This is a genomic window from Sinorhizobium fredii USDA 257 (genome assembly GCF_000265205.3).
Lineage (GTDB): Bacteria > Pseudomonadota > Alphaproteobacteria > Rhizobiales > Rhizobiaceae > Sinorhizobium > Sinorhizobium fredii_B.
The window spans coordinates 1-12,375 of sequence record NT_187154.1; the positions used below are offsets into that span (position 1 = coordinate 1).

Annotated in this window: 8 protein-coding genes and 1 pseudogene; 6 read left to right on the forward strand and 3 right to left on the reverse strand. The window is 61.6% G+C overall.

Translation table 11 applies throughout. The features are described from left to right. Positions 1–1,475 (forward strand): radical SAM family RiPP maturation amino acid epimerase (locus USDA257_RS32495; RefSeq protein ID WP_041415767.1); only part of this gene is annotated, 1,475 nt, incomplete at its 5' end. A 131-nt stretch (positions 1,476–1,606) separates the two neighbouring features. Here the strand turns inward: USDA257_RS32495 and USDA257_RS35195 are convergent. Beyond that, positions 1,607–1,897: a VirK family protein gene (locus tag USDA257_RS35195; protein WP_014857679.1), complete on the reverse strand. Its 291-nt coding sequence runs from the start codon at positions 1,895–1,897 to the stop codon at positions 1,607–1,609. Positions 1,898–2,460: 563 nt separating this feature from the next. Here USDA257_RS35195 and istA point away from each other — a divergent pair. Both istA and istB read left to right on the forward strand, forming a co-directional pair. Beyond that, entirely contained in the window at positions 2,461–3,975 is a 1,515-nt protein-coding gene (istA, locus tag USDA257_RS32500; RefSeq protein WP_014331811.1) for an IS21 family transposase, read from the forward strand. Beyond that, positions 3,972–4,892 carry an IS21-like element helper ATPase IstB gene (gene istB, locus USDA257_RS32505; RefSeq protein WP_014328473.1) on the forward strand — a complete coding sequence of 307 codons (921 nt, stop codon included), beginning with the start codon at positions 3,972–3,974 and terminating at the stop codon, positions 4,890–4,892. Before istA ends, istB begins: the two co-directional genes overlap by 4 nt. Positions 4,893–5,755: 863 nt before the next feature. Here istB and USDA257_RS32510 read toward each other — a convergent pair. Continuing rightward, positions 5,756–6,652, reverse strand: a pseudogene (locus USDA257_RS32510) (IS110 family transposase); the annotation flags it as partial. A 254-nt stretch (positions 6,653–6,906) separates the two neighbouring features. Between USDA257_RS32510 and USDA257_RS32515 the strand changes: the two are divergent. The 3 genes from USDA257_RS32515 to USDA257_RS32525 all read left to right on the forward strand — a co-directional run bounded on the left by USDA257_RS32515 (position 6,907) and on the right by USDA257_RS32525 (position 11,308). Next, a complete protein-coding gene (locus USDA257_RS32515; RefSeq protein WP_014857746.1) occupies positions 6,907–7,305 on the forward strand; it encodes a hypothetical protein in 399 nt (132 codons plus the stop codon). Positions 7,306–7,357: 52 nt separating this feature from the next. Further along, entirely contained in the window at positions 7,358–9,148 is a 1,791-nt protein-coding gene (locus USDA257_RS32520) for a di-heme-cytochrome C peroxidase (protein WP_014857747.1), read from the forward strand. Positions 9,149–9,226: 78 nt separating this feature from the next. Next, positions 9,227–11,308, forward strand: a complete 2,082-nt coding sequence (locus USDA257_RS32525; protein ID WP_015633459.1) for a patatin-like phospholipase family protein — start codon at positions 9,227–9,229, stop codon at positions 11,306–11,308. A 63-nt stretch (positions 11,309–11,371) separates the two neighbouring features. Here USDA257_RS32525 and USDA257_RS35205 read toward each other — a convergent pair whose 3' ends face one another. After that, positions 11,372–12,325 (reverse strand): IS630 family transposase, encoded by a 954-nt coding sequence (locus tag USDA257_RS35205; protein WP_014857749.1) that lies wholly within the window; start codon positions 12,323–12,325, stop codon positions 11,372–11,374. Positions 12,326–12,375 lie beyond the last annotated feature (50 nt).

The window sequence follows — 12,375 nt, forward strand, 5'->3', positions numbered from 1 at the left end:
ATAAAGGCGAGTATTGGCGCCAGATCTTTAACCGGCGCACGCCGGAGCAACGGCGCACCTTGTCGCACATCAAGCGTTTCATGGAACGGCTGGCTGGTGACATAAAGTTCCGCACCGCGGTTTCGGAGAGCGCCGACGCCCCTCGCGCGGTAACAGAGCGCTATGGCATTGAAGTTGACCCACTGGAGATACTGCCGCTCTGGCGCGATGATCATCTTACTTACCGCTACAAGCCGGAGTCTGCACCATGGCCGCTGTCGATAATGTGGGACGAGTACATGCGCGACATGTTGCGCCATCGCGACCTCCTGCGCGACCATGGCGATATGTCAATGACCAACCCTCGCTTTCATGCCTGGCGCGAGCGCCAAATTCGGCGTTGTAATGACGAATTGGGCGGATCAGCACCGTCGATCACACACCCCATCATCGCTTTCGAGCTGAGGGAAGGGTGCACCGTCGGTTGCTGGTTCTGCGGCCTCTCGGCCGCTCCGTTCAAAGGCTATTACGAGTATAGCAAACAGCATGCAGAGCTTTGGCGCGGCGTGGTTGGTGTCGCGAGCGAGGTGTTTGGCCCGGCAGCTCGTACTGGGTTCTGCTACTGGGCCACAGAGCCAATGGACAACCCGCAGTACGACCGCTTTCTCTTCGACTACTATCAGATCACGGGCGCATTGCCGCAAACAACGACGGCCGCCCCGCTCAAGGATGAGGCACTCACCAGGCGCGTGCTCGGCCTCTTCAATCTTTATGGCACTACGATGAATCGCTTCTCTGTGCTCAGCACGGCACATCTCAATCAGATCCACAGGGCGTTTTCGCCTGAAGAACTGACAGGGGTCGAACTCATCATGCAGGGCAAGGACGCCCCGACCGCAAAGGCTTTCACGGGGCGTGCGCGCAAGCGGAAGGAGAAACTCAGTGCGAGGCAAGAGGCAATCGCCTTGACGGAGCGCAATCACACGACGATCGCCTGTGTTTCCGGCTTCCTCGTAAATATGCCGCAGAGACGTTTGCAACTAGTGACGCCGGTACCGGGTAGCGAACGCTGGCCCCTCGGGTATCGCATAGTGGGTCAACGGTCATTCAGGACGCCTGACGAGTTCCGGGACGGGCTCAAGAGCATGATTGATCAACATATGCTCGAGAGCCCAGCCCCCGACCTGCCGATCCGCTTTCGCAGGGACCTGGAGTACACAGCGGGAGACCGCTGCTTCCATCTCCGCTCGCGAAGCATGGAACACCGGGTGCTCGACTACGCTCCGATCTCGGTTGGCCATCTAATCGCGTGCGGCAACTTTACAGTTTCGGAGTTGGTTATGCGGGCCTCGACGGATGGAATGAGCGTACTTGCAGTCGCCGACCTGCTCGATCAGTTATACGCGGCCGGCGTGATCGAAGAGGACCTCGGTGACCGCTATGCTTGGCAGACCAGCGACGGCATGAAAGACCGCATTGAAGAAGCTCAAGGATAGCGGCAGGCGGGTTCCTTTACCTATCGGGACCACTGCAAATGGCACGGGCGGGTGCCACAGGAAAACCTTCAGCCGCCGATCCGGGACGATCCGCCACCCGAACCCGCGCGATCGTGCTGCAACATGCCAGATCACGGTGAAGAGAAGAAGCTCAATCCGTGACCAATTGAGCACTTATAGACCAGGCTCGTTCCTTTTCGCTCGTAACTGGGCACATTGAAGACGACCATGGTGAATTCGGCGCCACCGTCCGGCCGGATCCGGTAACGAAGAAACTGGACAACCGGCTTACCGTCACGATCTATGGTAAAATGCTGATCTGCAAAAGCGAGGGTGCCGTCAGATGTGATCCTATAGCCGTCTATGCTAACGCCTCCACGCGTCTTGGTCGACGGTGTATCGGCAGTCGCCGGAGTGCACATGCCTAAAATCGACCGTCACACTCACCGGTTTGCCGGTAGTCAGCGCGCGTTCAAGCTCGCCAGTACATGACTATCGCCGGCGGCATTGGCAGCTGTAGCAAACAGTATCCCGAATAAGGTTGCAACGATATGTTTCACAGGTGGTCCTCTTTAGAGCGACTATACGGTTGACACGGCCCCTGCGGGCGAACCGGGGCTCGGCGGTTTCAAACAGGGCGCGGGTGGATTCATGGTGAGAGTGCGGCTTCGGACCGGAGCAGTTTGCCGACAGCCCATACCACTCGATGCGGCAGCCGTGTGTGGAGAAGGCTCCGCGTCTACTGCTATCCTTGTCCCAATTGAATTCAACCCAAAATGCCACGCTATTCTAATGGGAAATCTCAGCTGCAGCGCGACAACCAAGATGAGACGAAGCGTCAATCAAGATGAGACTCGGCAGCAGCGGTGGAACGCAGAGAGGGCGTAGCCCGAACGGAGTTCTACCGCTGCTGCCGCGCCGATTCATCTGGTGATTGCGGTTCGACCGGTACGTTGGGTTCTTCGAAGAACGGGGAACCACCTTTGTGCCAGGTCGTCACATAACCGATCATCAGATGAGGCTTTTCATGAAGTTACGACAAGAGCACAGGGTTGAGGTCGCCGCCGCGAAGGCGTCGCTCAGCAGAGCAACGGCCTATCGCATCGAGAAGAACGCGCAACTGCCATCACAAGTGAAGAAGCCGCGCGGCCGTCGGCGTCCCGATCCACTCGCCGACATCTTCGATGCCGAGGTCGTGCCGCTGCTGAAGGCGGCACCTGGCATTCGTCCGGTCGCCGTCTTCGATGAGATGTTGCGCCGCCATCCTGAGCTCAGCGAAGGCGTTCGCCGGACAATGGAACGGCGGATCCGTGCCTGGCGGGCCATCAATGGCGACGAGCAGGAAGTCATCTTTCGCCAGGTTCATGAGCCCGGCCGACTGGGGCTTTCCGACTTCACCAACATGAACGAACTGGGGATCACGATCGCAGGCCAGCCGCTCGATCACCTGCTTTATCACTTCCGGCTCGCCTATTCCGGCTTCGAACACGCCCACGTCGTCCTCGGTGGCGAAAGCTTCGTGGCGCTGGCCGAAGGGCTGCAGAACGCTCTCTGGTTCCTCGGCGGCGCGCCGCTTTACCATCGCAGCGACAGCCTGTCGGCGGCCTTCCGCAATCTCGATGCCGATGCCAAGGAGGACCAGACGCGGCGCTACGCAGAGCTTTGCGCGCACTACCGAATGACGCCGACCCGCAACAACAAGGGCATTGCCCACGAGAACGGTGCGATTGAGAGCCCGCATGGCCACCTCAAGAATGCGATCCGCGATGCCCTGCTGCTGCGCGGCACCCGTGACTTCGACGATCTCGATGGCTATCGCGGCTTCATCGATGAGATCGTCAGCCGGCGTAATGCCCGCTATGGCAAGCGCATCGACGCCGAGCGGGCGGCGCTGCAGCCGTTGCCGGGAACGCGCACCAGCGATTTTGAGGAGGTTGTCGTGCGGGTCTCGCGCAGCGGCGGCTTCACCTTGCGCAAGGTCTTTTACACCGTGCCATCACGGCTCATCGGGCACCGGCTGCGCGTGCGCCTTTACGACGAGCGTCTTGACCTCTTTATCGGCGGCACGCATCTGATGACCCTCCAAAGAGGGCGTGCACATGCCAGCGGCAAGCACGACCAGGTGGTCGATTATCGGCATGTCATCCATTCGCTGCGCAAAAAGCCGATGGCGCTCCTTCAGCTTGTCTATCGCGACAAGCTGTTTCCGCGGCAGGAATACCGAAGGGCCTTCGAGACCCTGCTCGACCGGCTTTCCGACAAGCAGGCCTGCAAGATCACCGTCGAGCTCCTGGCCTTGGCCCACGATCGGGGCTGCGAGCGGGAACTGGCAGAGCGGCTCGCTAAAACACTCGATGCGGGCGAACTGCCGGACATCATCGCGCTGAGGACTTTCTTCGCGCCCGATCCGGCACAGTTGCCCACCGTCAACGTTCGTCTCGCCTCCCTCCAGGGCTATGAGGCCCTGATCGACGCGCGTCATCTGGAGGACGCCGCATGAGAAACGCCCCTGCCATCGACGCCGCCACGCTCAGCACGCTGCTCAATGAACTCCGCCTGCCGGCCATCAAGGTCCTTTGGCCGGACTTTGCCGAACGGGCCGACAAGGAAGGCTGGCCAGCGGCCCGGTTCCTGTCGGTGATCGCCGAACACGAACTGGCCGAACGCGATCGCCGCCGCATCGAACGCCATCTCGCCGAGGCCCGATTGCCACCGGGAAAGACGCTCGACAGCTTTGCTTTCGACGCCGTGCCGATGGTCTCCAAGGCACAGGTCATGGCGATCGCCGCCGGCGATAGCTGGCTCGCCAAGGGAGCGAACATCCTCTTGTTCGGCCCGCCCGGTGGCGGCAAGAGCCATCTCGCCGCCGCAATCGGCCTCGCGCTCATCGAGAACGGTTGGCGGGTGCTGTTCATGCGTACGACCGAGCTCGTTCAGAAGCTGCAGGTGGCACGTCGTGAACTCCAGCTCGAATCCGCCATCGCCAAGCTCGACAAGTTCGATCTGCTCATCCTCGACGATCTCGCCTATGTGACCAAGGACCAGGCGGAAACGAGCGTGCTCTTCGAGCTCATCTCCGCGCGCTACGAGCGGCGATCGATCATGATCACCGCCAACCAGCCCTTCGGCGAATGGAACAGGGTCTTCCCCGATCCCGCCATGACACTCGCCGCCGTCGATCGTCTCGTCCACCACGCGACCATCTTTGAGATGAATGTCGAAAGCTACCGGCGTCGATCCGCGATGGAAGCCAAACGCCAGCGCGGCAGGCCGGCTTCCTTCGCGACAATCAGAAACGCCGCCGAGATCGACGCTGCGCGACAATCAGAAACCAACGAAGCCCTTGCCAGCGACAATCACGATGATACCGTCGCCGACAACCGCGACACCAGAATCTCATCCAGATTGTCGCGCTGATCTCAGCCAGATTGTCGCTCTACACTCAGCAGATATGTAAAATCGCTTATTTGGATGGAGGCTATTGAGGAGATGGAAGAGTGGTCGCACGCAGGTGCAAGCCTATCGGCGCTGTCACTATCGCCTGCGGGTGCGGGGGTGCCGGAAAGAGAGACGATGAGCAGTTACCCGCTGGCGAGCGGTGGACAAGGAGGAGACCGATCCGCCACTACGAAACAGCGAACGCGTTCGTCGCGCATCCAGGCAACGTAGCGGTGGAGTTGCGCCTGGCACGACAATTATGGCAGTGGGCTCACGCCACCAGCCAAGCAACTTCGGCCAGGGGTCGCGCGACCGACGTGCAGCGGTAGCCGCGCGGCGAGGCTTTTGGCTAGGCTGAAGAGGATAGGTCAGCATGGCCACATATGTCTGGCCGCAAGCTAACCTTAGTAGCCGACCGCTTGAAGGATGCCCGCTTGTCTCACTGAGCTGATGATGGACGGGCACCAAGTGTTAGACTGCATTCAATAGCTGACGGCTGCCGCACACACTGGCAGCGAAGACGTCGCTTTGACAGACGTCTGACTTCGTCAGGCTGCAGCGCGACATATGTGGAACGACCCGCTTGGCAAGGGCATTTTTCAGCGATTCATCCCGCGGGAACGGTGCGGTCATATGTCCGGCCTATCAGCGCGGTTCTGTGGACCGCTGGCCTCGATGAAATCCGCGAAACGAGTGACTGATCAACCAAACGCGCTCGAAGCGCAATGGCGCGCTGGCCTCTCTCGCCTCGGGATTTCGTCCCGTTGTGGAATCATCGCTTGTTTGCGCACCTTGCCACTGGCGGCTACCGTGCCGCGCAGTTCGTGATGTTCGTTGTCAGCTTATGAGCTGGCCGCACTGCTCTCGAGACCGCGATATGTTCCGCCCTTGGTCAGGAGCGCCCAGATGATCCGCGCCATTTTGTTGGCGAGCGCGATCGCAACGACCTTGAAAGGCCGTCGCGCTAACAGTGCGACTAGCCACCGTGGGGCTTTGTGGTTGCCTCTTGCATGTCGCAGGACCGAGGTTGCACCGGCGACGAGCAGAGTGCGAAGCTCGGGATTGCCCATCTTCGATATTTTGCCCAATCGCTCCTTGCCTCCGCTCGAATGGGATCTCGGCGTTAATCCCAGCCATGCGGCGAAATGGCGCCCGGATTTGAACCCACCCGGGTCTGGGACAAGCGCCTTGATGGAGGCCGACGTAATGGCTCCGACGCCAGGGATTGTGGCCAGCCGCCGCATGTCTTCGTCATGCTTCACTTCGGCGACAAGCTCTCGCTCGAGTTTGTTGATCTGCAGCGCCAGTGCGTCGATTTGATCCGCAATTGCCGTCAAAGCGAAGCGGGCCGCGTTCGGGAGACGCGCATCGGTTTCATCACGCACGATCGCGATCAGGCTTGCAATTTTCGCCGTGCCGATGCCGGCAATGATCCCCAGTTCGGACAGGTGAGCACGTAGCGCGTTGATCGTCTGAGTTTGCTGACGAACCAGAAGGGCGCGTGTCTTCAAGACCATCGCCGCCGCCTGCTGTTCGGGGGATTTCACCGGAACGAAGCGCATCGTCTTGCGCGTCACTGCCTCACTAATCGCCTCAGCGTCGGCTGCATCCGTCGTCCCCCGTTTGACGAACGGTTTGACATAGGCCGGCGGAATCAAACGTACCTCGTGGCCGAGTGCGCCGATCTCCCGCGCCCAGTAGTGCGAACCGCTGCAGGCTTCGATACCAACCAAACATGCCGTGCCGTCACGGCTCATCGGGCACCGGCTGCGCGTGCGCCTTTACGACGAGCGTCTTGACCTCTTTATCGGCGGCACGCATCTGATGACTCCGCGGCTCGTTCACGGATTCGCGGTATCACACCTGGGTCTGTTTCGAATTCATCGACAAAACTGGCGTCAGCCGCTACGTCCGCTTCCGGCTGATCAACGCCGACCGCGGCCCCGATCGCGGCCTGCCGCGCCCCGAATTCAAGGCTAACGGCCATCCATCCATGGACGCTGAGGCTGACGACGATCGGGCTCCCGACTTCCTGCGCAAGGATTTCATTCACCGCGTCAGGCGCAGTGACGTGCGCTACATCCTGCAGGCGCAGCTGCGTGACACGCCGCCGCCGCCGGTCGGCAATCACGAGCTGTTCGACCCGTCCCAGCCGTGGAACGAATACTGGTTCCCCTGGGTGGACATGTTCGAAATTCGCCTTAACGAGGTCATCGACGACCAGGCGGCCGTGAGCCGGCTGGAGATGAATCCAAACCGGAGCCCGGAATGCATTCGCATTCCTTTGGCGACCAGTCCAGATGATTACGCATCGCTCGGTCACGCACGCGCAATCGTCTATCCGGGCGCGCGAGCGGCGCGGGCGGCAGTGCCGCCGCCCCAGAATAATTAGAGGACCACGCCGCACTGGAAGGGGCGCTTTCAAGCTTTGGGGGTAAAGACGCATGAAACGCAAGTCGCGATTTTGGCCTATCCTGCTCGGGTTCACCGTGCTGGTCGCAGCCGGCCTCTATTATGTGGTTCGGATGTTTAGCGTCGATCTTCCTGACTATCCGAAGGTGGACAAGGTCACCTGGCTCGAGCAGAACTGGTCACAATCACAACGCGGTTGGATGCACCATGCCGACCAGGGCACGGTGACCTTCTCGATGCCCTACGAATGGCTGGCGGCGTTGGAGCAGCCCACCTTCACGCTGACAGCCGGGCCGCCCTTCCTGTCCAGCGATTATCTCGACCGCTTCGGCTTCATTACGGCGGATTCATCCGGCCTTCCGGTCGGCTTTGCCCATGGCGGCGATCTTGTCGATCCCAAAACCGCCCAACCGTGGGTCAACCCAGCGACCGGCAGGCCGCTCACCACCGTCGGGCTCACCTGTGCGGCATGCCACACCGGTCGCTTCACTTACAAGGGTACTGCCGTGATGGTCGATGGCGGCCCGGCACTCACCGATCTTGGAAAATTCCGCAAGGCTTCAGGATTGGCCTTGTTCTTCACCCGCTATGCGCCTTTCCGTTTCGACCGCTTCGCCACGGCAGTGCTCGGGCCGCAGGCGGATGAAAAAGCCAGGGCCGTGCTCAAGAAACAGCTCGACAAGGTGCTTGCGGGTGGCAGGATCGAAGTCGATCTCGAAAAGAAGGTGGCCGAAAAAAGTATCGAAGAGGGGTTCGGCCGGTTGGATGCACTCAACCGGATCGGCAACCAGGTCTTCTCGCTCGACCTTGAGCGGCCGGAGAACTACGTCGCTCAATCCGCGCCAGTCGCTTTCCCACATATCTGGGACACGTCCTGGTTCGATTGGGTCCAATACAATGCCTCGATCATGCAGCCGATGGTGCGCAATGCGGGCGAAGCGTTGGGGGTCCGCGCCTTCATCAATCTCACCAAGTCGGAGCAGCCACTCTTTGCCTCGACGGTGAAGGTCGACACGATTTTCGAGATCGAGCAGCAGTTGGCCGGCAAGCAACCGACGGCAGAGAACGGCTTCACCGGCCTGCGTCCCCCGCGTTGGCCTTCCAACCTGTTCGGTTCGATCGATACCAAACTCGCAACCGAGGGCGCCGCAGTTTACGCCGACCGGTGCCAGGGCTGCCACCTGCCACCGGTCGGCAGTGAGGGCTTTTGGGAGCAGAAGCACTGGACGAACGAGAATTCGGCCGGCGAGCGCTATCTCCGCGTGCCCATCATCAACGTCGAGAATATCGGCACGGATCCGGCCCAGGCCCAAAGCATGGCGGAGCGCAAGGTCAAGCTTCCCTCCGAGCTCGGCATCGACACCGACTCGTTCGGCAGCGCGCTCGGCGCGCTCGTCGCAAAGACAGCCGCTCGCTGGTACGACAACCAGACCCCGCCGGTGCCGGCCGAGCAACGGGGGATCATGAATGGCAATCGCCAGAACGGCATCCAGGCGCCGCTTGCCTACAAGGGACGGCCGCTCGACGGCATCTGGGCGACGCCGCCCTTCCTGCACAACGGCTCGGTGCCGACCATCGATGCCCTGCTTTCCCCGGCCGGCGAACGGCCGAAGACGTTCTGGCTCGGCAATCGCGAATACGACCCGGACAAGCTTGGCTATCTAACGGACGAATTGAAGGGTGGCTTCAAGTTCGACACCGCAAAGCCGGGCAACAGCAATGCCGGTCACGAATTCAGCGACACCCCCGGCCCGGGCGTGATCGGCCCGGCGCTGAAGCCGGATGAGAAGGCGGCGCTCATTGCATACCTGAAGACATTGTAGGCAGCCGGCGGCAGCCGTGCACGAACGTCATGGCGCCCGCCGGGATCAATGCGGCGCCGCTCAACTGAGGGAACAGTGATGACCGACGGCTCCAAACCGACCTTCGAAATCGGCATTGCGATGTCGGGCGCGATTTCGGCGGGCGCCTATTCGGCCGGAGTCTTCGACTTTTTGATCCAGGCACTCGACGCATGGGAAAAGGCAAAGGCGGAGGGGGCCCCCGACTTGCCGGAATACGACGTTCGCCTGAAGGCGCTCTCCGGGGCCTCTGCTGGCGCGATCACCGCCGCCATTGGCGTGATCGCCGCCGGCGGCCGCGAGGCTCCCGCGACCTTCCCAAGTCCCGCCCCCGGCAGCCAGAACATCCGCTTCACTCTCGGACGTCTTTACCGGTCCTGGGTGACCCGCCCGACGCTGGTTTCCCCCGACGGCTCACCCGACCTGCTGTCGCTCAAAGACCTGGCGGGCGGGCGGCCCGTCATCTCGGTTTTAAACGCCAACGTGTTGACCGCGATTGGGGCTGAGGCGTTGGAGGCGACGGGTACCCTCAGCCCACGCCCCTATGTCGCCAGTTCGCTCCATTTCTACATGATGCTGTCGAACTTGCGCGGCGTGCCTTACGCGATCCACTTCAGCGGCGGTCAATACAACATGATGACGCACGCCGACCGCGTGCACTACGTGGTCGAGGGCATCGGCACGTGGAAGCCGTCCCCCAGCCCCTTCGCCGACACAGATTCGGGCACGTCGATCGCGGCCACGTCACTGTTCGGCGCAACGGGCGCGTCGACGCGCCCGCCGGAATGGCTTGCCTTCGCCAATGCCGCCCTCGCCTCCGGCGCCTTCCCGATTGGCCTTTCACCGCGCGTGATAGCGACGGCCACCTCGCAATATGCAAAGGCGAAGTTTCCGATTTCCGAGGATCAATCAGAGCTCAAACCAATACCCACGTGGCCGGACGCGTGGCATGTCCCGTCGTCGCAAGACTATCCCTTTTCGTTCGTCTCTGTCGATGGTGGCCTCATCAACAACGACCCGTTCGAATATGTCCGCTTCACCCTGATGAAGGACCCGCCCCGGCCCAATGAACGGAACGCCGAAAAGACCGATCGAGCCGTTATCATGATCGCGCCCTTTCCCGAGGGGCCACCTTTTCTCGGCGATGGCGAACCGCCGCTCGGGGTGCTCAGCATTGCCAGGCGCGTGGTGACGGCGCTCCGCCAGCAGGTACGCTTCAAGCCTGATCAGTTGCTCGCCGTCGCCGCCGAAGGCACCCACAGCCGGTTCATGATCTCGCCACACCGCGTGCCGCCTAGTACGCCCGGCGGCGAGGAGCGGGAGGAGACCTTCTCGATCGCAAGCGGTTTGCTCGGCGGCTTCGGCGGTTTCGTCCTGGAGGCGTTCCGCGACCACGACTACCAGCTCGGCCGCCGTAACTGCCAATATTTCTTGATGCGCCATCTCACCATCGACAAGAACCATCAGACGCTACACGGGCCGGAGGGCGCAGCCGAACGGCGAAACGCGGTGATCAGCAAGACCCTTTCGGACGGCAGCATGCATGACTATGTACCGATCATTCCCCTCGTCGGCGATGCCCTGCCGGAGGTGCCCTATCCTCGCTGGGCGCGAATAGACGAAAACGCCTTCGCATTGCTGGTCAAACGCATCGAGGCGCGACTGGTCGCCGTCGCGCGGCGTCTTGTCAGCACCGAGACGACGAGCGCTCGCATGAAGCTCGGGCTGAACTTCCTGCTGCTCGTCGGCCGGAATAGGATCGTCGACTATATCCGCCTGACACTTCTGCAGGAGCTGGTGATGCGCGACCAGATCGAAGGCTGGCCTCTCCCGGCGGCCGACTTACGGCCGGACTTTGTGCGCGCCGTCCTCGCGGCTCTTCTCGATCCCGCTTTCGACTTGCGCACAGAAGCAGGCATCGCCCGCACCACCAAACTTGATACCTCTCTGGTCCGAGAAATTCTCAGTACCCTCGCCGGCGCCGCGGGTGCGAACTGCCAGGTGTGGCTTGCGCCGTGGACCCGGACCGACGAGCCTTTGCTCTACACCCTGGTTTCACGCCGTCCCTCCTTCCTTGCCACATTACTGCAAGGTCGGACCCCTGCGCGATTATTCGCAAAGCCTGTCGTAGATCGGAAATAGCAAAGACTCGTGCGCTGCGAACTTCAGCAGCCAACTGAGACTTTCCGCTAGAGCATCGGACATTTAATCGGACGCATATCCAGCTTCCTTGAGGTAGTTCCAGCAATCGGTTCTGTTGAAGAGGTCGCAGATGTTGCCGATTGCCTTCCAGAGTGCGTCGAAGGTTCTGGCTGCGGCGGCGCGCAGGTGCGCCTTGAGTTTGGCGAAGGCCATCTCGATAGGGTTGAGGTCCGGACTGTAGGGCGGCAGGAACAGGAACCAGGCGCCCCTGTCTCTGAGGCATTCTGCGGCGCGTGCGCTCTTGTGGAAGGCGAGGTTGTCGAGGATGACGACGTCGCCCTTGGCAAGGGTCGGCGCGAGCTGGGTTTCGACCCAGGTGTCGAAGGCCGGCCGGTTGATCGCCTTCTCGATCACCCAGGGGGCGGTGATGCCATGGCAGCGCAGCCCGGCGATGAAGGTCTGCGTTTTCCAGTGGCCGAACGGCGCATCGGCGATGAGCCTCGTGCCGCGCAGGCTGCGGCCGCGCAGCCGCACCATCTTGGTGTTCACCGAGGTCTCGTCGACGAAGACGAGGCGATGGGGCTCGAGCCGCATCCTCGGCTGGCGCAGCTCGATCCAGACGCGCCGCTCAGCCCGGATCGCCGCGCGTGCGCGCTCCGACGCCATCAGGACTTTTTTATATGTGAAGCCGCGCCGACACAGGAAACGGGAAAGCTCGGCCGGGGCGGCCTTCATGCCTCGTTCCGCCGAAAGCCGGGCCGCCAGTTCCGGCATGGTGATGTCCGGCTTTGCTTCAACCGCCGCGACCAGGAAAGCCTCGAAAGCCACAAGCCGACCGCCCGGCGGGCGGCCCTGACGGACCGGCGCCGCCGTCCCATGCCGCTCAACGCGCTGCATCAGCTTGACTGCAAAACTCTCACTGACCCCGAAATGGCGCGCCGCAGCACGCCGAGAATGCCCCGCCTCGACAAACCCAACAACGCGATCACGAAGATCCGACGAATAGCTCTTGCCCATGATCCACCTCCCATCACGGTGAATCACAAATCTCCGCAAAAGGGGAATCG